Raw genomic sequence first — 23,412 nt, 5'->3', positions numbered from 1 at the left:
ATCTTCTGCAATCTATAATTCGACAAAAGGATAAGATTTCCTGCAAGAAAAAATCACCCTTTCAAGGGTGATTAATAATCATCGGCTGATAATCTTAAGTAAAATAAGAACGTGACAATTACTACTGAAACCGAGTAGATAGCTACTATAAAGAAAAATATCCACAAATAAAGAAATAAACTTGTAATGGTGCTTACCGTTTCCAAATCAAAAAATAATCCTACCAGGGAAATTAGACAAAGTATGAAGAGCAATGCAATAGCAAGTAACAAAGCATTAAGTATCTTCTTATAGCCACCAAGCTGCTTCAACTTACTTAAAAACTTATTCCCCTCTAGAGAAGGCATAAGAGTGATAGCAGCTGCTAAAAAACCAACTGCTATAGATCCCATTGAAATTGTCGCCGAAAGTAAGTCCTTGAATAGTGGAATATCTGTTATTTCTAATCTGAAATAAAGAACAATTACTTCAATAAAAAGACCTATTATTATAGCAATAGAGATAGTTCTTTTCATTTAACCGCCTCCATCAAAGTACTTATTTCGTATAATCAATAATTATTTTCTCCCTGGATCGATATGCATTTTCAATGGTATCCATAATGTGTACATAGGATACCTTTTTTCCTCTACCAGGGTTTATTCTTTCTTTATATTGTATTCTTTTATTTATCAAGTCTAAAATTTCTTCTTCACCATCTTTAGTACCGTTCACTTTCATAACTGACACTTTTTGACTTGTTTTTAAAATCATTTTCACCTTTTCAATGGCTTTTTTTGTTTCTAGGTATTCATTCTTATCTGCACCAATTACTAATTTTAAATTACTACCTCCTAGTAGTTTGGCGAGTTTAATATCACCAAAAATCCCTCTTTGATCATCTTTATATTCCCCGAGTTGGGTAGGAGTCGCTATTGAATATTCAATGGATTTAACCATAGGTATTTTATCCAATTTATCTAACACTTTGGGATCTATCATTACTTCTAATTCTACTTCATCAACTTTACACAACTTAGAAATATAGTTAATCATACCAGATTGATTTACACCGCCTCTGGCTCTTTGAACTATTATCACTGCAGTTTTTGGATCATATAAAAATACAGTATCACTTAATGGTCCTTCATCAGGATTTGCTGCGTAAGTTGCTCTTCCTGCTTTACCTTTTTTACCAACATATGCTTCATCAGTAAGATTAATTCTTTCAACAGAAACTACCCAGAGGTAGTTATCTACTAAATCTGGTAAAGAAATATTTCTTTTTAACTTTCGCATAGAGCCTATCCTTAATGTGTATCCAAATACATCAACTTCTGTTTTATTTATCAATTGATTTTCATTGATTAAATTCTGGTCAAACACATCGTGAGTTTGACCAGGTGTTTTTACTAAAAAATAATCAAATTTAACCTCTTTAGTTGCCATTTTACTCCACCTCCGCCCTATAAGTATGAGACAGAGGAACTAGACAGACAACCTTTATCGTTCGTCATTATTTGACACGATTAGACAATTTATTGGGTATTCAACTTTCGTTGGGAATTGTAGAGAAAAGGGACTATAATTCCCCTTCCTCCATTGCTTGTAATAAGTCATCAATATTCACCCTATACGAATAATTTTCTGCATATTCACTATTAGGATCAGTCCAGATAACCTTACCTGACTTGCGTGCTAATTCATTGAATATACGATTGAAATTCATATCCTTTAGTTTCTTAACCTCTGTTGCTTTCGTTCCGAAGAGTATCTTTGCTCTTAGAACATCGTAGCTATAACCAACACCAAGCCTTACAATTCGTTTGATTACATTGTTAAATGACTCTGTATAAGCATTGGTGATTCTACCGTCAAAATATGCGAATACCTCTTGCTTAATCTTTTCAATCATCTTCTGGACTTTCCTCATTTCATTAGCACCTTTCGGCGGAAATGATTGCTCCCATTTAAAATACTGTTGGAAAGCGTCATACTTCGTTTTCTGCTTGTAGACATCTCGTAAGCCTTCTTTAAGCCAATAGGCAGTATGAAGTCTTTCATACTTTTCTAACTCACTATCAAGGCGGAATATGGCTTCCTCGTCTAAATTCTCACGATTAGAAGTGATTAGCCACTTTACTTTGTATAGTTCTTTCTTCTCGCCTTTATTAAGTTTGTTTTGTATCTTGGCTCTTATCTCATTCAGTCGCATATTAGCTTTCTGTATAACGTGGAAGTGATCCACTACACAGTAAGCATCAGGTATGGTTTCTTTGACTGCACTACGATAACCAGAGTTCATATCCATAGCGACTATCTCGATGTTCTCATAGCCTTTCATTTGCTTAATAACATCTATCACAAGTTCTTTACTATTACCTGCAAGAAACTCAATGATTTCGTTGTTCTCAATGTCAGTGAATACTGCATAAGGTTGTTTACGGTGAACACCTTCCTCATGAAGATAAACCTCGTCAATTCCAAGCACTCTTGGAGCTATTAAGACACGACCTCTATATAGTTCATCAACGTGTTGCCAGAAGGCTCTCTTAACCGTTGTGTCGGTCACTCCATGCTGTTCAGCTATACTCTTGAAAGTATTCTTACCTTTAATTGAATCCTCGCCCATACGCTTAAATAATCGCTGTGTAACTCTGTCGTTTCTTTCGATAGACTTGAAGTATTCAGTGAAGTTATCTCCGCAGTTAGGACACTTGTAACGCTTCTGAATAATATCTATTACAACCTTCTTACCTCTTAGGTCTACATCAGCAACGGTACGAGGTCGCTTGTCGTGTACCTTGAAATGCTGACCTTCCTCTATGAATGAACCGCATAGCGTACAGAATACTGGCGGTTCTTTAGCCTCTACAACGAATTTGTAATACTCCTCACTGTCCCATCCTTCTATTACGTTAAATTCCTCTAAATCAAGTACATTCATGTTGTTATACCTCCTGTTTTCTTATGATGCCATATTATAGTTATCGGCAAACAGAGGTATAACTGCAATAACTACATTGCTATGAGTGTATTGGTTTTAGCTTGGTTCCCAAAAACTATTACAGCACTTGGAAAAGGGGCTGTACCTTTCCCATCATTGAATTTCAATCTGCCTTCAACAAGACGGACTTCACCTTTCATGGCGTATCTATGCCACCATGTATTATCTGTTCTCGCAGGAACTAAGCAGACTACAGTGTTGCCCCACTTTTGACTTTCCTCATAAGCCTTCTGCATCCAGTCAATAATTCCAGGTACATAGTGTTTAATGTGATGCCCACGTTCAACGCATTTCTTTTTCTTACAGTTCTTTTTGCATGGGTGTTCAGGATTACCGTATGGTGGATTCATCCAGACAAAAGGCTCATTCCAATCTTGCAGTAGTCCATCCTGTTCAGGAGAGAAATACTTATTACACTTAGCATTATCAGGAACAGCACACACATCTAATGTAAAGCTGAACTCCTCCTTTAATTGATTAAAAAAATATTGTGGTGTAGCCCACATATCAGTATTACTCGACATCATTCCTTGGTTAATTGTCATTTGACTCCTCCTAATATTTATAAGTTTATTTGTATAATTATTTATTTAATATTTATTCATAAAGCTGTATGTTCTACTAATCTTCTATACTGTTAATTATTGTAAGTTTTATCCCCAAGAAAGTTGTTTACCCAATTTATTTAAGTATTCATATGTTTAAAATATTTTTGTCTGCACAAGATATTAAAGTATTACATAGGAACGGTGGTGAGCCACTTGAATATAATTTCACTTAAAGTTGAGTTAACAATTCATTATGAGATTTTATTGTTAATTGCTATTGTTTTTGTTTAAAACATACAATAGCAGTTAGTAGCTACTTGGATGATAAATCCTTTAGTTACTAACTCCGTTATAAGTAAATTATACAATAGTGGCTCACATCTGCTTTGTCTAAAAATCACCCCATTACGCTAATAGCTAAATAAATTGTAAAACGGAGTGCTCTTACCTCCTTGCCTCTTCATCAACCTACGCAAACAAATGCTGCTAAGGTGTCACAACCATCAGCTGATCGAGTACACCATTGATAAGGGAAAGATGCGTCTCCCATCAGGAAATAACCTGATAAGAAAATCTTACCTTTGATGGAAAAATAATTAGTCCCCAGTTTTATCCCCAGTTTTCTCGGTTTTTTCTCGGTTTTTTGTCGATAAAAAACAGCACTCAGATTATTCCAAGTGCTGTTGCTATACGGTTGATAGCTCTATTTTTGACCTCATAATATGTGTCTTTTTTGAAACCTAGTTCCAGGTATATTTCAATATCCTTGGTTTTAATGGAAGTTAGGTATTTTTTCTTAATGATCAGCAGCTCTTCTTCGTCCAAGCTATCATTTAATGCCCTTTCAATCTGTTTTACCTTTAGTTCATTTATTACATGGGAATTTCGCAAAGATGGAAATAAGTTTACTCCAGCTGAAACCCTTTCATTTTTATTCTCTATTTGAACTTTAAGGGCACGATAATCTTTTAATTCTCTAATCACAAGTTTCCTAACTTCTCTTTCATTCACATTGGATAGAAAAGAAAGTTGTTCTGCAAGCATCAAGATTCCCCCTATGGTAAAATATTCTTAGGCTTAGTCGGGAGAAATCTCGGCTTTTTTTATTTAGGCTCTATTTCATCCAGCCTCTTAATGACTGCTTCAACCTTATCTCCTAAACGTTGAGGATCCCGTTGGCACTCCCCTGACTGGATATCCAAGACAACGCTTATAAGCATCTGTTTTACTTCCACGATTTCACTTTTTAGTATTAAGTCCATTCATTATCACCTCGAATGTAGTATGACCGGACAAGCGAGGATGATTACTTTTTCTTGCTTCGACTCCCATAAGTATGGATGTTTGAAAATGCTTCAGCTTTTTTCTTGAGGTTCTTTTGATCCGTTTTTGGTGGATACTTCTTTCTGTATGCCTCTAACTCTTCCGGAGTCATTTTCCACTCAGTTACTTTGCCAATCACTTTTTCCTCCTCTCAAAATTCCTGACTTTATGAATATGTTCCTCCAAGCCCTGGCCACACTCTGCTTATGACGGCGGGCAAGTGCTTTGCCCAGCCGCCTCTTTTGTTTTTTTACTGTATCTCATTAGTGAACATTCTCCGGGTCCGTCTTTTCGTCTTCCTCCTGGTACTCTTCAAGTGTCAGCTGGCCGTCCTCCACCTTCACAGAGCCGTCTTTTTCCACTTTGTACTCAATACCTTCGTGTGTTTCATTAAACTCATCGATGCTCATCTGAGACTCGACAATGCTTAGAGTCACATCAGATCCTGCCTTCTTATAAAAATTGAAAGATTGTTCTGCAGAAGTATCACCTTTGACGATAAACTCTAGAGTGGTTTTTTTGCCGTCTTTGGTGGTCTTACTAAACTCACAAGTTAGCTTTTCCTCCACACCTTCAATCTGCAGCTCCACTACTTCCCGGGTCATCTGAGACAATTCCTGTTTCTTCTCATCCTCACCCTTTACATAAAATTGAATGAGCTCTTTCTTACTATCCTTAGTTTGTTTATTGAAGTTGGCTTTTACAGTCACTTGCATTTTCAGCACGCTCCTTTTAGGATTTTTCGAATTACTTCCGTTTGATAATTTGATAGTAAGGAAGAATTGGTTTCTTGAACAAAGAAGCATTCCATGGCTATCCTTGCCATGATATAAGCATCCACCACGTTGTCACTGGAATGAGTAAAATCAAAGTGCTCTTCTACTGCTTTCATGACTGCTTTCTTTTTCTGAGGGCCGGTAAGCCGTTTCTTGCTACCAACTTCTCCAGTCCAACCTGTAACATTTACAAACTTCTTTACTGCATTTGGTGCTGCCTCGTAGTAGCTCAATTTTCGCTTGTAGAGCTCGTTTCTAATGCCGTGGTGTAATCCCCCAGCAAACATGGCTTTCTGCGTGTCAAAAGGGAATCCCTCAATGCAGATGACGTCTCCTGGTCTAAGGTGGTCCACAACCTCGTTGATCAGTGTGACCATTCTCTTCGGGTCAACACCACCTACGCCTGTTAGTTCTTTCGCTCTGAGCACTTCCCCATGTTCATCCAGTGCCACGAATCCTGTTTTGGATGCTGGATCTATTCCTAAAAATCTCACATGTTCTCCTCCTCTTGTGCTCTACTAAACTCTGTTTCTAGTTCATCAACGGTGAGATCCCTTAGAAGTCTCCCGTCCCTGGCCTCGTGTATCCCCTTCAAGGAGAGTTCATGAAGCATTACTTGTCTCCTTAGTTCCACTGGCTTCCTCCTCTAATTTGGCTTTGTATTGGGCAAGATGCCTGTTCATTTTCCCTCGAAATTTATCTTGGAAGTAGAAGTGCAACTTTTCTTCCGGATCATCGAAGATTAGAACCTTTTTTTCGTAGATGAGGAAATCAAGAAGTAATAAAAGAGGCTCCTGGTTGTAATCAACAGCATCCAGATACCAATCTCTAATTTGCGTTTGCGTGTCGGTCATGTAAATCCCGCATTCTTTGTGTCTTTTTGTTATAGAAAATGTCCACTTTTCCTGTTGGACCATTACGTTGTTTGGCAATATCAATTTCTAAAATGCTCTTCTTTTCGGAATCAGCATTGTAATATTCATCCCGATAAAGGAATCCAATTACGTCCGCATCCTGTTCAATGCTTCCACTTTCTCGTAAGTCGGACATTACCGGTCTTTTGTTAGCTCTTTGCTCTACCCCTCGAGACAATTGAGCCAGCGTAAGGACAGGACACTTAAACTCTTTGGCCATCCCTTTTAATGCAGCACTTATTTCTGATACCTGAAGGTGAGCGTTCCCATTGTGGCTTTCTTCCGGCTTGATTAAGGTGAGATAGTCAATCATCACCAGAACCTTTTTATCCGGATTCTCCCGTTTAAAGTCTCGTATTTGAGCACGCATTTCATTCACCGTCTGACCAGGCTTATCAAATATCTGCATGTTGATCCGTTCCAACAACCCAATGGCAGCAACCCAATTCTCATGATCCTTGTCATCAAAATAGTGGTATGGGTTCCTGGCTTTGATTCCTTCTATTCCACCTAAGAGGCATAACATGCGCTTAATCAGGCTTTCCGCGCTCATTTCTAGGGAGAAGATGACTGGTATGGCTCCTTTAAATCCTGCATTGGCTGCGATGTTCAATATGAGGGCTGTCTTACCCATGGAAGGTCTTGCTCCGATGATAATACTGTCTTCATCCTGAAAGCCGTCTGTCATGTCATCGAGGTCTTGGAAACCACTCGGGATTCCGGAATAGCCTTTTTCCTTCTTGATGAGTGGCAGTTCATACATTTGAACAAGGTGCTCTTTAAGGTCGAATTTTTCCTTAGTGCCTGTTTTATCAATGTCGTTCAGCTGTTTAATCATCTTCTGAATGTCATTTGAGTCAAATTCCTGTTTATCCACAATCGGCTTTAAGATGTTGTGGATATTTTGTTTCTTCCAGGCATCAATGACAGCTGCTTCATAATTCCGGAAGGCATGGATAGAAGGGACACTTTCTTTTAAGAGGGAAAGATGACCCGTTCCACCTAATCGAGAAAGGTTGTTCCGTCCAATCAATTCGATGATTGTTATGGCATTAATCGGTTCATCCTTTTCTGCTATCTTCCTCATGGCAGTAAACAATTCTTTATTTTGATAGTGCTGGAAGTGTTCAGGTTTCGTTACTAATTCGTTCAATATGCTGTTATCAATGAGTATGCAGCCTAGTAGGGCACATTCTGCTTCGTAGTTATTAATCACGCGATCCACTCCGTAACTTTCTCATATATTCCAAGTGTTCATGATTTACTTTGGAATCGGAGGGTTCTTCATATATGTCAGCAATAGTAGGTGGGAACTTGCTAGTGAAAATATGTTTTTTAACTTTTGCTCGTACTTGGTTAAAGTCTTGGTTTTCAAGGAATTCATGCCAGGCTTCGACAATGGTCTTAATCTTATTATTTTGTTCGGACGGTATAACATTTTTTGTGAAAGGATTGTTATACATCTTTTCAATAAGTTGAATAATATCTAAGACTTCTTTCTTATTCATTCTCAAACTCCTTTGCTAAGGAATCATAATCCACGTTACTAGCTTTATGTTGCACTTTCTTATTTTCTTGAAGGTGATCTAAGTCAGCTAGAGTTTTTACTCCACTCTTCCTCCAGGTGTTTAATTTGTTATATACAAACTTCCATGTTTCCCCGTTTCCTCTTGCGGCGTCTTTAATGGCTTCCTCAATAACTTCTATTGGTGTTTCAAAACCAAAGTTTTCTATAACATCTTCAATATCTTCCCTTAGAAACCTATTTATTTTTCTGGGAGGTACTATTCCACTAATTTGAAGTAAATCAATTATTTTTTCCAAGATGCTTACCTCCTCCTCTTTATTATTTTTCTTTATATTTTTCTTTAAGTTCTTTCTTTCTTCTTTGGTAGAACTACCAATAGTGCCTTTGGTAACTTTACCAATAGTACCTTTGGTAGAATTACCAATGGTAGAACTACCAATAGTTTCATTATCGAGCCATTCATCATGATTTTTGTTGAAGCTTATAATCCTGGGTTTTCCTCTTTTAACTTTTTGAACGATTATCTTTCTTTGCTCTAGCTTTACTAATTCTCTTTGCAATTGTCTTTGATCATACTCTGTTGCAGTTCCTATAAAGCTTAATGAAAATTCATGCTCTTTTCTGTTAAATCCATATGTGTATCTCCAGATGACAAAAAGTATTCTATACTGTATTGGGCTTAGCTTTGTTTTTGCCATCTGCTCGAATATATCGTTTGCTATTCTTGTAAATCCGTTTTCTAGTTGCACATTCGCCAAGCCCAACACCTCCTTACTTTTTGATGCAAACTACAATGTCTGACAAGTTACTACCTCTAGGTATGATTTTCATTGGGTACAGCCTGGGGTGATAGAGATTCATGTAGCCCTTTATGTATCTGACATAAAGATTCTTGTCCCCGGCTGCTAACCATTTGTAGGTGTATGGAATCTGCACCTGCTTGTCCATCTTATTCCAGCGTCATTCCCTCAAAATCGTCAAAGCTCATAGCTTCTGCATCCTGCTTTTCTTCTTGTTTAGGAAAACTAAAATCTATCAACTTATTAAGGGCAACTGTTTCCTGCAGTGTTAGTTCCTTGCCTTTCTTTTCAAACTTCTCCTGGACGAATTTGTTCAAATCGGTCTTGGAAACACCACGTTCTTTGGTCTTTTTCTGAATTTCAGCCCAAACTTTCGCAAGCTCCTCTTCCGGATCAATCACATTGTCACCAGTGTCAACACCCTTTGTCTCAGGTGTAATATCAACCCTTTGACGCGGTTCGTATGGATCATAAGACTCTTGCTGAGTCTGATCGTCATCTACTTCAATCCCGAACTGTAGTTTAAGAGCTCGTTTCAGTGCATGCTTTTTGAACATGTCATTGTAGTATGTTTTCCACTGGCTACCTTGCTTGTTCCGTAAGTGTTCCACCTCTTCGGATTCAATGATAATTACTTTATCCGGATAACCTTCTCTGCGGGCAATGGCGTAGGCTGCAGCTACTTTCCCTCGAGGAAATTTAATAGAGTGCTTGGTGATTTTAAGTTCTTGCGTTTCAGAATCAATCTCCACTTCAAACTCATCGTTCTCATGGACCAGTTGAGTAGTAACACCTTTATAATCATCACGCTGCTGTGCCAGATATTGAATTCCTTCCACGGACACCTGAATGCTCATTTGATTTCCGTATTTGATAAAGTAAATATGATTCTTAAATGGATCCAGACCGTTGTGTTTGCAGATTTGAATGAAGAGAGCAAGCTCCTCGTTGGTGGCGTTCTTAGCAATACTGTTGACTACTACCTCCAATTCTTTCTGGGTAAAGTAGTTTTCAAATTCCTTTGTGTTGATGGCTGCCAATTGGTTACTCATTAATAGTTACCTCCTCAATTAGTTCAGTTGTTAATTCATGAATCGTGTGTTTTATGATGGTCCCCTTTAGTTCCTTTGCAAATTCCTTTGCATCTTTCTCATCGTAGAATTTATGAGCCCTTTCTCTTTCAGGATTTGAAGAGAGAAAGAAATCTCCTCTTTTTCTATCCCCACCGGTCAGAAAGAACTTACCAACATGTACTGAGTAATACACCTTCACACGATTAATCAAAACCTTCGTCTCTTTCCCCATTACAACTTGCCACCTCCATAGTTATCCGAAATCATCATGGCGAAGTTAGCCATATTTGCACATCTTAGTGTGATTTCATACTTGTCATGATCTTCTTTTTTAAGCTCTTTTTCTAACTGCACAGCGTTCTTCCCGAGCTCTCTAAGAAGATACTCTTGATGTTCTCTACGCCAGTGTCCTTTATGTTCGTTCGAAGCAAGCATCAATTCCATTGCTTGAGCAAACTCTCTTACTTCTTTTCTGGGCCCAGGTTGCGGATCCATTTGTTGAACAAAGTTAGCAACCTCGTTACCTAGTTCAAAAACATGAACACAATCCCTGTCAGCTCCCATTCGAAGGGCAATCATTTCACTTGTCGGATGATCTCTGTACGTTTCCAATACTGGGTTATTTTGAAATGCATCTTTTGCTTTTTCTACAAATTGCAAGTGCTGATTAGTTATGTGAGTCAACTGAAGATTCTCCCTTCAAAGAAACTGTATTTATACTAAACTCTTCATCTACCACTCTCGCAACGATCAGCTGGCCAGGAGGAGAGGTGAAGTGGAGAATAGACTCAGCATTATCCACAAAGCACGGTGCAATTACTTGCGACTGGCTGGATAGGACCTCTATAAGTTCCAACCCTGCTATTATCTTCTCTGCGGTAGAGAGCTTGCTGTATGGTTTGCTGTCCATTTCGATTTCAAATGTTGCCTTTTCCTCACCATTCTTAAGTTGTTCATAAAGCTTCACAGAAATCTTGGTAAAGAGTGCATCTACTTTGTTCACCATCAGCTCCGAACGGACAGACCGGAATGATTTAATGGCATCCAGAATGCTGATAGATGTGTTTCGATCCTTACGAAGTTTTTCTTTATGGGATTCAGCAGCCAATACATCCTGTTTAAGTTGCTCCACTCTGCCAACAACATTCAGCTTTACTTGTAAACTCACAATCTTCTCGTCTATTTCGTTAAGTTCTGTACGGTCTATATCTTCTGGGGCCGGCATAGCTCCGAGTGATTCTTTCAATACATTTAATTTTTCTATTAACTCTTTTCCGGTTGAAACTTCTTTATCAAATCGAGCCTGTCTATTTTCTTTCACTTGGCTGATGGACTTTTCATCAAGGGCTTGGCCGCATGTTTGGCATGCTTCCTGAATTTCTTCACTTTTAATACCTTGTACAACAGATTTTTGTCTTTCAATACGTTCTTCCAAGGATTCTATTTGATGTTCAATGCGCCCACGGGCACTTTTTCTTTGATAAATAGTGTCGATTTCCTCTTCTATCTCAGTTCTTTTAGAATTTAAAGGAGCCAATTCTTTTTGAATGGCTGCCACATCTACGTTTTCAGCAGATACTTGTTCTAATTGCTCTTTCAAGGTGAGGTAACGTTCAGCTGCTCGCTCATAGGTAACATCTAGTTGACGCTTTTTATCTTTATTCAGCTTTTCCAAGTCATCTAATGAATGCTTTTTTAAACTTTCCTCAAGCGTTTCTCTCTCGACCTCCGTCATCCCGGCTAATACTTCTTTGTTCAATGGTTCGCTGATGTATTGGAGCAACTGTTCGCGTTGCTCTGTCCACTTTTGGGAAGGAAAGAAGCTTGGTGTGAATAAAGAGAAGAGCACTTTCTCATCCAATATAGAATCCATAAACTCTTTAAAAACAGTCGCTTTCTCTGGAACTTCGTTAATGTAATACTTGGCCGTTTTCTTTTGGCTACGACCTAAGAGGTATTGCTTACCATCTACTTGCAGGAGCAATTCCACTTTCGTTTCTAAATCCGTTCCAATTGGCTGCGGCTCTAATTTAGAGCCCATTACATCCTTCCCATACAGGCACCAGGTAATGGCATCACCTATAGAAGATTTACCTGCTCCATTCTTTCCACGAATGTTTGTGATGTCGCTGAATTTCACCTTTAATGAGGCATGGTTTTTAAAATTAGTTAATTCTAATTTGATAAATGTTACTTGTTTCATACTTACCTCCCATTGATTTTTAGGCATAAACTCGATATCATGGGGTTAACCTACTAGGTTCAACCCCCTTTAGTGGATCCGTGTTCCAGCACGGATCTTTTATTTTCCCGCCGTCTTTCTTTCTGCTCCTAGAATGTCCACTAGGTAATCCAACGCATTGCACTCTAGGATTATTTCGCCCTCATGCTCTAGGATGTAATCTCCTTCAAATACTTCATCCCCACAAGCATCGGTACCATAAATCTTGCTTTCTGGAAGTCCTTCTTTCTGCAATTTTGTTACTGTCGGATGTTCCATCCTTAACCTCCTTCCTATGCGATTGGTGCTTCTGGTGCACCGGGCCAAGTACAAGGAAGGCTTTGAAAAGGGGGGAACAAAGACCTCATACTCAGCCCGGCACATCAGAAATTGCCGGAGCATAAATTTTATGCTAGGATAAACACATTCCTTTATTCCCGAGCAGCTGTTAAAGTGTTGGACGCACTAGCTGCTCATTTTTTAATCCTCTTTTTTATAGTGGTCCACCATATACCCGACTGTTACTATCTCCCGTAGATTCGTAGAATGCTTGACTGCCTCCAATTTGATATGAGCATCCCCATCGGCTACATAATTCAAAAGCTCTTTACTAATTTGCATATTCACTTCTCCCTTTCCATACTTGGATTTCAACCTTATAACCTTGTTCTTGCATATCCTTAACCAATTTCTCCATACGGTCTTTCAAATTCTTTTTTTCCATCAGTTGATCCAGTTCTTTTTTACATCGCTGGAATTCAATCATCCATCGTTCACTTTCGTCCAGGTTCTCTCGATACATTTCCATTCGAGCTCTGTTCAAGCAGCTGAAACAACATTCATATAAATTGATAGCCTGTCTTAAATCGTTTGGGTGCACCTTTGTATGTAAGTTCATGTTGTTGGCACCTTCGCTTTCGTTAGGAACCCGGCAAGGATCTGATTGAATTTGTCCAGCCAGGACATGCGGACCATAACGTCTATACCATTCACCTTTTGCTTGAGAGTTGATTCTGCATAAAGCTTTCCGGTCCGTTGATAGTATTCAGCGTTAAGCTTGCGTCTTTCGTTCTCCACTCTCGCTTTTACATCGATGCCGTGCTGAGCTTTTAAGATGGAGTAAATGCTGTTGTATACTTCGTTATGACCAACCCTTGTCCACCTGGCATATTCATTCACATTGTCTATCACTTTCCGATGGTCAGGCACCGCGGTTAAATTTTGTGCTAGGGTTTCAACGCCTGTTTCTAGCTGTCGGATTTTCTGATCTCGTTCTGCGTTCTCTCGTTCATTTCTCACCATTTGCTCTGCATACTGCAGGAGCATTTCTGCTTGTGTCTTAGGTTGAGATTCTTTAAAACGTTTTTCTACTTCGATAAAATACTTCCTGATGGCTCGACCCATTTCGTTGTTCTGGACCATGGCTAATTCTTTGGCCGTATCTAGCCTTATCCAATACTCATGTTTGAGAACATTTTTACGCTCGCCAGTTTTGATGACCGTTAGAAAATAGTCTTCTTTATCAACAAAGCCATATTTCTCAATTCTGCCTTTAATCCAATTTGTAAAATCCTTCCCTACTACTAGCTGAGTGTGAAGATCTCTAGCATTTACTAATCGCGCACCAGTATCACTCTCATACACCGGAAAAAACTCGTTAACAATCACTTTCAAGTTATCCATAATCCCTCTCCTCTCGACATTCTCTTTTCGTAAAGCGACAAGATTAATTGTTTCTTATAAATTCCGACTCTGTTCTCCACTAAGAACTTACAATTTTCGCCACGAAGGGTAAAAAAAGTAGGGTGGTTAGCCCTGTCTATCAACCTTATATATGAGATAAGTAAGTCCCAGTGTCCCTGTGGATGCAACCAGTAAAAGCATAATAAGCACTTTGACGCTCATTCTTCAAAATCATATGCAGGGTTATTGCGATCAATCGATAGAATCATTGTTTCTAGTTCTAGCTTTACTTGTTCCAAATCGCTGTCCCCAGAATTAATTCCGGAGTAGAGGTCCACTAGTTGGTTCTGCAGCTGTCGGATCATTAAAACTAAATGATTGTTCATAATCGATTCCTCTTAGAGTGAGCAATTGCTTTTTCAAACCAATGATGTAAATTTTCCTTTGATATGCTTTTCTCTCCTCGATAATCGAACATGCTTTCCATTACACCAATGATGTAAGCAGCAACAGAGCTTTGTTCTTCGGTGGAGAGTGATTGAAACTCATTTCTAAATAATTGATTAAAACTAACTTCTTCCACTTCTTTAGGTTTCACTGGCATCGTTATTCCCTCCTTTGGATATCCAATTTCTAAAATGATAAAATCCAGTATCTTGAAAACATTTCCCTCCTTGTCTCCCCCTTTTGGTATAATTTTCTTGGGGAGGAGGTGATAGAAATGAATCTATCAATACAACAACTGCAATCAATAGACTTTATATTGAAACGTATAACATTAAATAGTGATTACCCATTGTTATACAAAAAGAACTTGAAACTCGTGGTAGAAATTAATGATTCTTACTGGTATGGCGATTTTGTAAGAATGGAAGGTTCAAAAGTCTTTCAGTATTACATTGACAACGCTGGTGACGTTGAAGTTAATAATTTTTCGGTCACAGGATCTAATGCTGTACCTACACTCTCTAAGATATGGAAAGCTTATACTGAGGCTACAAAAGGAAGTGAAGGTTATCATTATTTTAGTAATCCTTTTAAGTCAATAAGCGATTTACCATTACTTTTTGATACCTTGCTTTGGCTACTTAGTTCGTCAGAGGTGGATAATGAAGATTCCTCAATTTTCCCGTATCTTCATAACGCAAGGAAAATTGATAATACTCTAGAACTACCTTTTATTTATTTGAAAGATGAGTTGATTAAATTAATTTCAATAGTTGAAATCAACGATTAGTAATCTTGTAATACAACTTGATACTTTCATAAACTTTTGTTTCTTTTTGTTGTTCTGTGGATAAAGTATCCTCTAAAGTTCGAACAATTTGTTTTTGCAAATGGAGTAACGGATTTCTTGAAATTTCTCTTTCAGGAATCTTGAGAATAGCAATGTCAACCCATTCTTCAAATTGAGAAAGGTTCATGTTCTCCATTTCTTGTGATGTAGGTAAAAATTTTTCTAGTTTATTTTCGTAAGATGCCTCGGCTGCCACCGTGGCGTCTTTTTGTTTATGAGTCATATTAATCCTCCTAATTTGGTTGGTTAGTTATTCCACACCAACTGCAATAATTATCTGTTTTAACAATTAACTTCAGGCACGCTTTACAAGGAATATGATTGTTTAATGCCTCGGCTGCCACCGGGGCATCTTTTTGTTTATCAGTCATATACATCCTCCTAATTGGTTGGTTGTTCGGAAAGCCAGGTTAGTAAGAAGTCCCTTGTTTGTTTCGCAGGGAACATCCATTTCTGGCCAACTTTATGTTTTGGGAAGCGAGGATCATAAAAGAATTTTTCTTGTATGTTATTCCAAGACAAGCAGGTTCTTCTCATGAGTTCTTTGCTATCCCAGAAAATAAGTTCTGCATCGATTTCCATCATTTTTTCTTCTAGCTTCTGAAAATATAGTTGTCTTACTTCTTGTTCATTTATCTGAACATTAATCAACTGTTCCCCCCTCCTTAGATAGATAAAATCTTACGAATATGCTTTACATGTTCCTGAGCCTTTGGGCCATCCTTACGACCATTAATAATGTCTGATAGGTATGCATTTGAAATCCCAAGTAAATCCGCTAATTGCTTTTGTCTCATTTTTCGTTTGAATAGTTCAGAACGAACTTTTGCTCCTAATTCTTCTGTCATGTTGTAGTTCTCCTTTCTTCTCACTCCCATCTTTTTCTAGTAAACTTAGAATTGATGAAAGGAGGTGATCGAGTATGTCTATAAAGATTAAAATGAATAAAAATCTTGAAAAAGAAATAATGCAAAAGGCTAAGAAAATTGCAGAAGATAAACTCCGTAATTCAGGGGTTAACCGTGAATGCCCTCACTGTAAAAAAGTCATTACTATGAAAACTGGTCTTAATGTTTGTCCTTACTGTAAAAACAAAATTGATCTTCAAGTTAATCATTAATTGATATTGATATCGAAATATCTTTTGCTGCCAATTCATCCGCCAATGAATTGGCTTTTTCTAAATGAGAAACCAGTTCTTCAACTTTTTCTTTCACTTCGTCTATAGCTGAATAATCGACGTTAATTTTTATATCTTTCAAGTTTCTTACCTCCATTCATCTTGTTGTGTACCGTCATCGGCTCGGTACCACAGCGCATTAATTGGCAAATATAGCTATTTAATTAGCTAAAAGTATTGACATATATTAAAACTAGTTTTAATATAAAAGCATAGCTAAATAAGACTTTTAAAAGCCCGTTAATATACAGTTTATCTGCTCCCCAGCGTCAAATTGTATTTATATAGGTTATGCTTTTTTGTTGTCTTTTTCGCTAACTAAATAGCTTACCTGTAGTATATTAAAGCTAGTTTTAAAAGTCAAACGTTTTTTAAAACTAGTTTTTATGTAGGATAGGGAGAAGTGGAAGGAAGCTTTGATATGACTGCGTTTGATCGTTTAAAAAAACTTTGTGATGAACAAGGGATATCCGTGAATGTGTTAGAAGAAAGGATTGGTCTAGGGAAAAATACTTTGTATTCTTGGAAGAAAAATACTCCAAAGGGAAGTAACCTTATAAAAGTAGCTGATTATTTACAAGTCTCCACCGACTACCTTTTAGGCCGTACTGACAAGAAGCACATTGTAGATATAGAAACCGTAGCAGCCCACCATGTGGGTGAAGAGTGGACAGAAGAAGAACTAGAGGAAATTGAACGTTTCAAAGAATTTGTCAGAATGAAGAGAAAAGACCATCCACAAAAGGGGCAATGACATGCAGTATGAGACGTTACTTGAGGAAGCCCAGGGGCAAGTGTACATATATGAGAAGGTTTTGAATCGAAACATTAAAGGATTGCAAGCGGACAACGTGATTTGGATTAATAAGGGCATTCCTACCAAGAGAGAGAAGCTCACCATCCTAGCAGAGGAGCTGGGGCATTATCACACGAGTTACGGGAATATCCTAGATCAATCATGTGTTCAGAATAAAAAGCAAGAGCTACGAGCAAGGCAATGGGCATATAAAAAGCTGTTTCCATTATCCAAAATTGTACAGGCACATAAAAAAGGGATAAGAAACAAATACGAGTTGGCTGAATATATCGGTGTGACAGAGGAGTTCGTGGAGGCTGCACTAAAACGGTACCAGGACAAATATGGCGATGTAATTGATTTTGAAGGTGTTACCATATGTTTTAATCCATTGGGCGTTGTGGAGTGGTTTGACATATAAGGAGTGATTATTTATGTACTGTCGAAAGGTAGACACAAAGAAGGGAAAAGCCTGGGAGTGTTTTGAGGAACTTCCAAAGGATCCTGTGACAGGAAAACGGAAAAGGCTATCAGCTCGTGGGAAGACTCGACCTGAAGCAAAGCACAAACTAGAAATAAAGATTAGAGATGTCACAGAATTTGGATTGACTACAGATCCTACCCAAAGTTCCATTACCTTTGAACAACTAGCTAAAGAGTGGCTAAAAGCCAACCAAAAGAATTCAAAACAAAGCGCCCATAGGTCAAGAGAGTTTCATGTGAAGAGGTTCGGGAAGTACATTTCTAAAATACCTGTTCGGGATATTACTAAGAAGATGTATCAAAATGTGATCGATAAACTCGCAAGTGACGGTTACTCTTATAACACCATTTATGCAGCACACAACATTGCTAAAAAAATCTTTAAGCAGGCGATGATATGGGACATTATTAAAGCTTCACCCGCTGAAATGGTTATTTTACCGAAACAACAAGCAACTATTGAAGAAATTGAAAAGGAAGAGATTCTGGAAAATTACCTTGAAAAGAATGAACTCAAACTCTTTTTAAGCACTGTTAAGAATAAAGGATTGCCAAGTGATGAAGTGATATTCACCTTACTAGCTTTTACTGGAATGAGGGTAGGAGAACTACTAGCGTTAAAATGGACGGATATTTCTTACGAGAAGAAAGAAATTAGCGTAACCAAAACCATATTTAATATCGATGGTAAAAAAGATGAATACAAACTACTAACACCCAAAACGAAGAAATCCATAAGAAAAATATCTGTTGATGAAAAGATAATACAACTCTTAAAGCAGCACAGAATTGAACAAAGTGAGCAAAAAATGAAAGTACGCTCGATTTGGCATGATCAAGATTTTGTACTAACTAGATCTGATGGCTATCCCTTTAGTCCAAGGTTCGTACATTACAGGATCAAAAGAATTGAAAAACTTCTTCTTGAACAATGCAGCTTCGATAAAAAACTACACCCGCACATATTACGTCACACTCACACTTCTTTGCTTACCGAAGCTGGAGTAGATATCAGGTCCATTATGCAGCGTTTAGGTCATAGTGATGCAAAAACAACTCTTTCTGTTTATACTCATGTTACCAACCAGATGAAAACGAACGCGGCGGATAAACTATCACAAACATTCGGAAACTTAATTAATTCTTAATTAGGGCAGGGAAATGGCGGGGAAAAACTCCTCAACCACTTAAAACCCTTGATATATCAGTAATCTCGATAACATCAACCGTTGTAAATATCATAATGGCTAAAAAATATCCCCAAAAGTCGATTTGACTCTTGGGGATTATTTTTTATGATGCCGCGTATCCATACTTCTCCATCTCAGAATAAATGGTTTTCAACTTCGGATTGCCTTCTCCCACAATCTCCCCTTCGATGACCACTACTGGATAAAACATATCTTCCTCCACGACTCTAGCGGCAAATTCTCGCTTTTCACCGTCACAATCTTCCGTTTTATAAATATCTATATAAGAGATGGTGAATGCTTGATTTGGATATTTTCTTGCTACAGCAGCTCCTAACCATTCGTAAGTTTCTTTAGATGATGGAAGGTTAACACAGCTAGGACATAGCACCTCTGCACCATATACACAAATTTCTACCTTTTTCTTCATAAGCCGACATCCCCCAATATTCATAACTTTTTCTTTATTTTATCGTAAAACGCTTACTTTTTCATGGAATTAATTTCGATTTCCTAAAAAGACCCAGTGCAGAGCAATAGATTTTTTGAAAGGTTTTCTTTATAATAGAATTATGTAAGGAAAGGAGCGATAACTATGTCTAACCCGGAAATCAATGCGCAAGTTCAGGAAGTACTAGATAAATTACGTCCATTTCTTCTTCGTGACGGAGGGGACTGTGAATTAGTAGATGTGGAAGACGGCATCGTAAAGTTGCGTCTATTAGGTGCATGCGGTTCTTGCCCAAGTTCCACTATCACGTTGAAAGCTGGTATTGAGCGTGCATTACTGGAAGAAGTACCAGGCATCATTGAAGTAGAGCAAGTATTCTAAAGTTAAGGGATTTGTAGCTGTTGATTGGAGCATACGGCGCAGACTCCTACGGGAGGTAGTGCTTAGAGGAGACCCCGCAGGCATAGCCGAGGAGGCTCCTCAAGCACCCGTGGAAAGCGAAGCCCGGTGCGGAAATTAACAGCGGTGTATTACAGTCCTGACATTTAAACAAAACCGGCAAGCGGACATTTCCAGTCAGCTTGCCGGTTTTTTATATAGCTCTTTCCTCATAGATTGTTGATATTCATTTGTAAAAAGTCGGCTATTGGACTTTTTACTGCTCACATATTTAGAAATTACAATTAGGGTCCTTACTATAACAGGGGAAAGAGCACGACAGTAAGTATTATAAGGGTTGATTTGAGTGTACGAAACAGCAACAATGCTTACGAAAACAGCTTTTATATGGATGACACGTTACATAAATGATTAGAATGCACCTCGCTGCCTGATTTACTTACTTGCAAAAGCTCCACTTTATGGTGTGAGAACTCCGAAGACAGCGTGCTAACGACTTTTTTCCCTTTTCCTTTTTCGCAAAAGCAGATAACAGTAGGGCCGGCACCGCTGATTGTCACACCAAACGCACCTGCCTCCCCTGCTCTCTCTTTTAGTTGTTGGAAATTAGGAAACAACTTTTGGCGATATGGCTCGTGGAAAATATCATTTTCCATCATCTGGCCGACAAGATCCCATTTTTTGAGCATAAATGCCCCAAGCATGACATTGGCATGGCTACTACCGGTCACTGCCTCAACAAATGAAAGTCTGTCTGGCAATAAAGCTCTTGATTCCTTTGTTTTCGCTTCAAATTCTGGAATAACCGCAACCAATTCCAACTCTTCCACTGGAAGTTTGACATATTCCCATTTTTTATTTTGATAGGTAGAGACGACAAGCCCTCCATAGAGAGAGGCCGCTACATTATCCGCATGTCCTTCAAATCTTGCTGCAAGTTGCAGTTTTTCATCAGGACTAAGATTTTTCTCACATAGTACATTCATGATTTCAATGGCTCCTACGATGGCTGCTGCACTGCTGCCAAGACCTCTTGCTAGCGGAATATCACTCATGGTCAAAACGTGTACAGGAGGAGCCTCAACGTTCCAAAGCTTCTGCAATTCTTGACAGACGGTGTAGAGAATGTTTTCCTCCTTTTTTATGGAGAGAGGTGGAACACTTGTAAACCTCCATTCATCAGAATGATTGACAAAAAGGGTAACGTATTTGTTTACAGCCATTCCGATAGAGTCAAATCCAGGTCCAAGATTGGCAGAGCTTCCGGGTACTTTGATCACAATTCCATCTCTATATCCGTTCATACTGTTACACCTTCGAACGATTTGACGAGTTGGGAATAGTCATTGGGAATCTTTTTTACGTTTACATCTGCGTAACTCGTAGCCGCCACCGGATCCTTCAAACCATTTCCAGTCAGTACTGCAACGACCTGCTTACCTTTTGCCAGTTCGCCTGTTTTTAGCTGTTTGATAACTCCTGCTATGGATGCACTAGATGCTGGTTCTGCAAACACCCCTTCTGTTTGAGCAAGTAGCTTATAGGCATATAGCATTTCTTCATCTGTGACAAAATCTATTTTTCCTTTTGAATCCTCCGCTGCCCGAACCGCATACTCCCAACTGGCAGGATTTCCGATCCGAATGGCTGTCGCGATTGTTTCCGGGTTAGGAATGACCCTATTTTGTACGATGGCCGCAGCTCCCTCCGCTTCAAAACCTCGCATTTCAGGTAGTCCAGTCCCACGGTCTCTATGGTATTCTTGAAACCCCCGCCAATATGCGGTGATGTTCCCTGCATTTCCGACAGGCAGAGCGAGGACCTCTGGTGCTTTTCCAAGCTGATCGCAGACTTCAAATGCAGCTGTCTTTTGTCCTTCAATTCTGTAGGGATTTAGAGAGTTTACGAGCGTAATAGGAAGCTCCTCTGATAATTGCCGAACCATTTGCAAAGCTTCATCAAAGTTTCCGTCCAAGGAATAAATCTCTGCGCCATACATGACGGCCTGTGCAAGCTTTCCTTGCGCTATTTTACCGTCCGGAATAACGACAATACACTTCATTCCCGCTCTTGCTGCATAAGCGGCCGCAGATGCTGATGTGTTACCTGTAGACGCACAGACAACTGTTGTACTTCCTTCTTCTTTTGCTTTTGCAACTGCCAGAGCCATTCCTCTGTCCTTGAAGGAGCCCGTTGGATTGGCCCCTTCCACTTTTACATGCAACTCTACTCCAAGTTGTTCTGACAGGTTTTCGAGAAACAAGAGTGGCGTGCTTCCTTCCTGAAGGGAGACGTTTGGCGTTTGCTCACTAACTGGTAGAAATCTGCTATATTCCTTGACTAGTCCTCTCCACATCATACTGCGACTTCCCCTTCCACCCGATAACTGCTTTTTATTTCTTTCACATACTTCATATCTGCCAGCTCTTGAAGTAGATTGTCATAGCGCTCTAGAGATGCGTGATGCGTCACGACCACCACTTCTGCCAACGCCTCTTCTTTTAGTGGGAGCTGCAAGATTTTTTCAAAGCTGACTCCCTTTTGCGAAAACAGATTGGTAATGTGTGAGAGTACTCCTACTTCATCTTGAACATGTACTCGGAGGAAGTGTTTTGCTTGAATTTCTTCTTTTTCTTTAAGTGTCTTTTGGAACTGAGGGGATACCATGCTTTTGCCATTCACGCCGAGACGCATGTTTTTCATCACTCCGACAAGGTCGGACACCACTGCTGTCGCAGTAGGCAAGCTTCCTGCGCCTGGTCCGTAAAACATCGTTTCACCTACTGCTTCCCCGTATACATAGACCGCATTGTATTCGTTTTGGACACTCGCTAATGGATGTGCATGCGGGAGAAGAGTCGGCTGAACGCTGACCTCAACTTTTTCCTTTTCACGATGCGCGATGCCGATCAGTTTCATTGTGTACCCAAGTTTTTTGCTATAGTTCAGATCCTCTTCAGAGACAGAACTGATTCCTCTCACCTGGACATCTTTGAGTTCGATATTCATCGAAAACCCTAACGTGGAAAGGATGGCCATTTTCCTTGCCGCATCAATTCCTTCCACATCCGCTGTCGGATCGGCTTCCGCAAATCCAAGTTCCTGTGCTTCTTTCAGTACTTCTTCATAGGAAGAGCCTTCATTGTTCATTTTTGTAAGGATGAAATTGGTTGTTCCGTTCACAATTCCCATCATCTTCGTAATTCTATCTGAGGCAAGCCCATCAACCAAACCTCTTAGGATCGGAATGCCACCTGCCACGCTGGCCTCGTAAAATAGGTCACAATTGTTCTGGGCAGCTGCCGCTAGCAGTTCCGATCCATACACGGCCATTAAATCTTTATTTGCAGTAACAACATGTTTCTTGTTATGCAGCGCTCTTAAAATATGATGACGAGTCTCTTCTACTCCTCCCATGACCTCAATTACCACGTCAATCTCTGGATCATCAAGCACCTCTTCTGCATGCAAAGTCAACAAGTCCGGATTCAAATCCACCAACCGCTCCTTATGCAAATCCTTCACCAGAGCCTTCTTCACACGCACCGGACAACCAACCTGATGCATCAACTTATCCTGATGCCCCTCCACAATCTTCACCACACCACAACCAACCGTACCCAACCCCAACAAACCAACCGAAATAACCTTCACTGCGCTCCACTCCCCTTTAAAGGGGTCTGACCCTCAGTGCGTTAAAGGATTAAAGAGGGGTCTGACCCTCACTCCTCTAAAGCACTAAAGAGACTCCCCTTTTTTCGCTT

General features: G+C 39.2%; 38 protein-coding genes and 1 pseudogene. 6 read left to right on the top strand and 33 right to left on the bottom strand.

Annotated elements, in window-relative coordinates:
* Window positions 1–71: 71 nt before the first annotated feature.
* The 24 genes and pseudogenes from FZC76_RS16080 to FZC76_RS15985 all read right to left on the bottom strand — a co-directional run bounded on the left by FZC76_RS16080 (window position 72) and on the right by FZC76_RS15985 (window position 14,456).
* Window positions 72–515 carry a hypothetical protein gene (locus FZC76_RS16080; RefSeq protein WP_148989185.1) on the bottom strand — a complete coding sequence of 148 codons (444 nt, stop codon included), beginning with the start codon at window positions 513–515 and terminating at the stop codon, window positions 72–74.
* A 22-nt stretch (window positions 516–537) separates the two neighbouring features.
* Window positions 538–1,428: a DUF6731 family protein gene (locus tag FZC76_RS16075; RefSeq protein ID WP_148989184.1), complete on the bottom strand. Its 891-nt coding sequence runs from the start codon at window positions 1,426–1,428 to the stop codon at window positions 538–540.
* Window positions 1,429–1,561: 133 nt separating this feature from the next.
* Window positions 1,562–2,926: an ISL3 family transposase gene (locus FZC76_RS16070; protein WP_148989183.1), complete on the bottom strand. Its 1,365-nt coding sequence runs from the start codon at window positions 2,924–2,926 to the stop codon at window positions 1,562–1,564.
* Between the two features lie 71 nt (window positions 2,927–2,997).
* A complete protein-coding gene (locus FZC76_RS16065) occupies window positions 2,998–3,531 on the bottom strand; it encodes a DNA N-6-adenine-methyltransferase (RefSeq protein ID WP_148989182.1) in 534 nt (177 codons plus the stop codon).
* 666 nt (window positions 3,532–4,197) lie between these two features.
* Complete coding sequence (locus FZC76_RS16060) at window positions 4,198–4,578, bottom strand: ArpU family phage packaging/lysis transcriptional regulator (RefSeq protein ID WP_148989181.1); 381 nt, start codon at window positions 4,576–4,578, stop codon at window positions 4,198–4,200.
* 59 nt (window positions 4,579–4,637) lie between these two features.
* Entirely contained in the window at window positions 4,638–4,796 is a 159-nt protein-coding gene (locus tag FZC76_RS23170; RefSeq protein ID WP_187442107.1) for a hypothetical protein, read from the bottom strand.
* Window positions 4,797–4,840: 44 nt separating this feature from the next.
* Window positions 4,841–4,996, bottom strand: coding sequence for a hypothetical protein (locus tag FZC76_RS23165; RefSeq protein ID WP_187442120.1), 156 nt, complete (start codon window positions 4,994–4,996; stop codon window positions 4,841–4,843).
* 10 nt (window positions 4,997–5,006) lie between these two features.
* Window positions 5,007–5,090, bottom strand: a pseudogene (locus FZC76_RS16055) (DUF3983 domain-containing protein); the annotation flags it as partial.
* 30 nt (window positions 5,091–5,120) lie between these two features.
* Window positions 5,121–5,573 carry a hypothetical protein gene (locus FZC76_RS16050; protein ID WP_148989180.1) on the bottom strand — a complete coding sequence of 151 codons (453 nt, stop codon included), beginning with the start codon at window positions 5,571–5,573 and terminating at the stop codon, window positions 5,121–5,123.
* Window positions 5,574–5,575: 2 nt separating this feature from the next.
* Complete coding sequence (locus FZC76_RS16045) at window positions 5,576–6,127, bottom strand: RuvC family protein (RefSeq protein ID WP_148989179.1); 552 nt, start codon at window positions 6,125–6,127, stop codon at window positions 5,576–5,578.
* A gap of 108 nt (window positions 6,128–6,235) precedes the next feature.
* Window positions 6,236–6,487, bottom strand: coding sequence for a hypothetical protein (locus FZC76_RS16040; protein WP_262372659.1), 252 nt, complete (start codon window positions 6,485–6,487; stop codon window positions 6,236–6,238).
* A complete protein-coding gene (dnaB, locus tag FZC76_RS16035) occupies window positions 6,462–7,763 on the bottom strand; it encodes a replicative DNA helicase (RefSeq protein WP_187442106.1) in 1,302 nt (433 codons plus the stop codon). The genes FZC76_RS16040 and dnaB overlap by 26 nt, the downstream gene beginning before the upstream one ends.
* A complete protein-coding gene (locus FZC76_RS16030; protein ID WP_148989177.1) occupies window positions 7,756–8,055 on the bottom strand; it encodes a replicative helicase loader/inhibitor in 300 nt (99 codons plus the stop codon). The genes dnaB and FZC76_RS16030 overlap by 8 nt, the downstream gene beginning before the upstream one ends.
* Complete coding sequence (locus tag FZC76_RS16025; protein ID WP_262372680.1) at window positions 8,048–8,824, bottom strand: replication protein; 777 nt, start codon at window positions 8,822–8,824, stop codon at window positions 8,048–8,050. The genes FZC76_RS16030 and FZC76_RS16025 overlap by 8 nt, the downstream gene beginning before the upstream one ends.
* 200 nt (window positions 8,825–9,024) lie before the next feature.
* The gene (locus tag FZC76_RS16020; protein ID WP_148989175.1) at window positions 9,025–9,927 is read right to left on the bottom strand and encodes a RecT family recombinase; all 903 of its coding nucleotides are present in this window, start codon (window positions 9,925–9,927) and stop codon (window positions 9,025–9,027) included.
* A complete protein-coding gene (locus FZC76_RS16015) occupies window positions 9,920–10,180 on the bottom strand; it encodes a hypothetical protein (RefSeq protein ID WP_148989174.1) in 261 nt (86 codons plus the stop codon). Before FZC76_RS16015 ends, FZC76_RS16020 begins: the two co-directional genes overlap by 8 nt.
* Window positions 10,180–10,632, bottom strand: a complete 453-nt coding sequence (locus FZC76_RS16010) for a hypothetical protein (RefSeq protein ID WP_148989173.1) — start codon at window positions 10,630–10,632, stop codon at window positions 10,180–10,182. The genes FZC76_RS16015 and FZC76_RS16010 overlap by 1 nt, the downstream gene beginning before the upstream one ends.
* Window positions 10,616–12,151, bottom strand: coding sequence for an AAA family ATPase (locus FZC76_RS16005; RefSeq protein WP_148989172.1), 1,536 nt, complete (start codon window positions 12,149–12,151; stop codon window positions 10,616–10,618). Before FZC76_RS16005 ends, FZC76_RS16010 begins: the two co-directional genes overlap by 17 nt.
* A 99-nt stretch (window positions 12,152–12,250) precedes the next feature.
* Window positions 12,251–12,448 carry a YqaI family protein gene (locus FZC76_RS16000; protein WP_148989171.1) on the bottom strand — a complete coding sequence of 66 codons (198 nt, stop codon included), beginning with the start codon at window positions 12,446–12,448 and terminating at the stop codon, window positions 12,251–12,253.
* A 201-nt stretch (window positions 12,449–12,649) separates the two neighbouring features.
* The gene (locus FZC76_RS23160) at window positions 12,650–12,790 is read right to left on the bottom strand and encodes a hypothetical protein (RefSeq protein WP_187442104.1); all 141 of its coding nucleotides are present in this window, start codon (window positions 12,788–12,790) and stop codon (window positions 12,650–12,652) included.
* Complete coding sequence (locus tag FZC76_RS15995) at window positions 12,780–13,067, bottom strand: hypothetical protein (RefSeq protein WP_148989170.1); 288 nt, start codon at window positions 13,065–13,067, stop codon at window positions 12,780–12,782. Before FZC76_RS15995 ends, FZC76_RS23160 begins: the two co-directional genes overlap by 11 nt.
* Entirely contained in the window at window positions 13,064–13,852 is a 789-nt protein-coding gene (locus FZC76_RS15990) for an antA/AntB antirepressor family protein (RefSeq protein ID WP_148989169.1), read from the bottom strand. The genes FZC76_RS15995 and FZC76_RS15990 overlap by 4 nt, the downstream gene beginning before the upstream one ends.
* A 218-nt stretch (window positions 13,853–14,070) precedes the next feature.
* Complete coding sequence (locus tag FZC76_RS23155; RefSeq protein WP_187442103.1) at window positions 14,071–14,238, bottom strand: hypothetical protein; 168 nt, start codon at window positions 14,236–14,238, stop codon at window positions 14,071–14,073.
* Complete coding sequence (locus FZC76_RS15985) at window positions 14,235–14,456, bottom strand: hypothetical protein (RefSeq protein ID WP_148989168.1); 222 nt, start codon at window positions 14,454–14,456, stop codon at window positions 14,235–14,237. The genes FZC76_RS23155 and FZC76_RS15985 overlap by 4 nt, the downstream gene beginning before the upstream one ends.
* 117 nt (window positions 14,457–14,573) lie before the next feature.
* On the opposite strand from FZC76_RS15985, the gene FZC76_RS15980 reads away from it, so the two are divergent.
* Window positions 14,574–15,089 carry a hypothetical protein gene (locus tag FZC76_RS15980; RefSeq protein WP_148989167.1) on the top strand — a complete coding sequence of 172 codons (516 nt, stop codon included), beginning with the start codon at window positions 14,574–14,576 and terminating at the stop codon, window positions 15,087–15,089.
* Here FZC76_RS15980 and FZC76_RS15975 read toward each other — a convergent pair.
* The 4 genes from FZC76_RS15975 to FZC76_RS15965 are packed head-to-tail and all read right to left on the bottom strand — an operon-like array spanning window position 15,079 to window position 15,997.
* On the bottom strand, window positions 15,079–15,372 hold the full coding sequence (locus FZC76_RS15975) for a hypothetical protein (protein WP_148989166.1): 294 nt from the start codon (window positions 15,370–15,372) through the stop codon (window positions 15,079–15,081). The genes FZC76_RS15980 and FZC76_RS15975 overlap by 11 nt on opposite strands.
* 10 nt (window positions 15,373–15,382) lie before the next feature.
* Window positions 15,383–15,520 (bottom strand): hypothetical protein, encoded by a 138-nt coding sequence (locus tag FZC76_RS23150; RefSeq protein ID WP_187442102.1) that lies wholly within the window; start codon window positions 15,518–15,520, stop codon window positions 15,383–15,385.
* Between the two features lie 10 nt (window positions 15,521–15,530).
* Window positions 15,531–15,800 carry a group-specific protein gene (locus FZC76_RS15970; RefSeq protein ID WP_148989165.1) on the bottom strand — a complete coding sequence of 90 codons (270 nt, stop codon included), beginning with the start codon at window positions 15,798–15,800 and terminating at the stop codon, window positions 15,531–15,533.
* A 14-nt stretch (window positions 15,801–15,814) separates the two neighbouring features.
* Window positions 15,815–15,997, bottom strand: a complete 183-nt coding sequence (locus tag FZC76_RS15965) for a helix-turn-helix domain-containing protein (protein ID WP_148989164.1) — start codon at window positions 15,995–15,997, stop codon at window positions 15,815–15,817.
* 74 nt (window positions 15,998–16,071) lie between these two features.
* Between FZC76_RS15965 and FZC76_RS15960 the strand changes: the two genes are divergently transcribed.
* Complete coding sequence (locus FZC76_RS15960; RefSeq protein WP_148989163.1) at window positions 16,072–16,269, top strand: hypothetical protein; 198 nt, start codon at window positions 16,072–16,074, stop codon at window positions 16,267–16,269.
* Here the strand turns inward: FZC76_RS15960 and FZC76_RS23145 are convergent.
* Window positions 16,259–16,411 carry a hypothetical protein gene (locus FZC76_RS23145; RefSeq protein WP_187442101.1) on the bottom strand — a complete coding sequence of 51 codons (153 nt, stop codon included), beginning with the start codon at window positions 16,409–16,411 and terminating at the stop codon, window positions 16,259–16,261. The two genes, FZC76_RS15960 and FZC76_RS23145, sit on opposite strands and share 11 nt — an antisense overlap.
* Before the next feature lie 339 nt (window positions 16,412–16,750).
* Here FZC76_RS23145 and FZC76_RS15955 point away from each other — a divergent pair, with 339 nt between their 5' ends.
* The 3 genes from FZC76_RS15955 to FZC76_RS15945 are packed head-to-tail and all read left to right on the top strand — an operon-like array spanning window position 16,751 to window position 18,756.
* The gene (locus FZC76_RS15955; protein WP_148989162.1) at window positions 16,751–17,083 is read left to right on the top strand and encodes a helix-turn-helix domain-containing protein; all 333 of its coding nucleotides are present in this window, start codon (window positions 16,751–16,753) and stop codon (window positions 17,081–17,083) included.
* 1 nt (window position 17,084) lies between these two features.
* Entirely contained in the window at window positions 17,085–17,546 is a 462-nt protein-coding gene (locus FZC76_RS15950) for an ImmA/IrrE family metallo-endopeptidase (RefSeq protein WP_148989161.1), read from the top strand.
* Between the two features lie 13 nt (window positions 17,547–17,559).
* Entirely contained in the window at window positions 17,560–18,756 is a 1,197-nt protein-coding gene (locus FZC76_RS15945) for a tyrosine-type recombinase/integrase (protein WP_148989160.1), read from the top strand.
* A gap of 145 nt (window positions 18,757–18,901) precedes the next feature.
* On the opposite strand, the gene FZC76_RS15940 is transcribed toward FZC76_RS15945, so the two are convergent.
* Entirely contained in the window at window positions 18,902–19,228 is a 327-nt protein-coding gene (locus FZC76_RS15940; RefSeq protein ID WP_148989159.1) for a YuzD family protein, read from the bottom strand.
* Window positions 19,229–19,393: 165 nt separating this feature from the next.
* Between FZC76_RS15940 and FZC76_RS15935 the strand changes: the two genes are divergently transcribed.
* Window positions 19,394–19,630, top strand: a complete 237-nt coding sequence (locus tag FZC76_RS15935; RefSeq protein WP_010196573.1) for a NifU family protein — start codon at window positions 19,394–19,396, stop codon at window positions 19,628–19,630.
* A 401-nt stretch (window positions 19,631–20,031) separates the two neighbouring features.
* Here the strand turns inward: FZC76_RS15935 and thrB are convergent, their stop codons facing one another.
* The 3 genes from thrB to FZC76_RS15920 are packed head-to-tail and all read right to left on the bottom strand — an operon-like array spanning window position 20,032 to window position 23,302.
* Window positions 20,032–20,952: a homoserine kinase gene (thrB, locus tag FZC76_RS15930; RefSeq protein ID WP_148989158.1), complete on the bottom strand. Its 921-nt coding sequence runs from the start codon at window positions 20,950–20,952 to the stop codon at window positions 20,032–20,034.
* A complete protein-coding gene (gene thrC / locus FZC76_RS15925; RefSeq protein WP_148989341.1) occupies window positions 20,949–22,004 on the bottom strand; it encodes a threonine synthase in 1,056 nt (351 codons plus the stop codon). The genes thrB and thrC overlap by 4 nt, the downstream gene beginning before the upstream one ends.
* Window positions 22,004–23,302 (bottom strand): homoserine dehydrogenase, encoded by a 1,299-nt coding sequence (locus FZC76_RS15920; RefSeq protein WP_148989157.1) that lies wholly within the window; start codon window positions 23,300–23,302, stop codon window positions 22,004–22,006. The genes thrC and FZC76_RS15920 overlap by 1 nt, the downstream gene beginning before the upstream one ends.
* Between the last annotated feature and the right edge of the window lie 110 nt (window positions 23,303–23,412).

Source organism: Sutcliffiella horikoshii (assembly GCF_008180725.1).
Classification (GTDB): Bacteria; Bacillota; Bacilli; order Bacillales; family Bacillaceae_I; genus Sutcliffiella_A; species Sutcliffiella_A horikoshii_B.
This window is presented reverse-complemented; position numbering and strand designations above follow the sequence as displayed.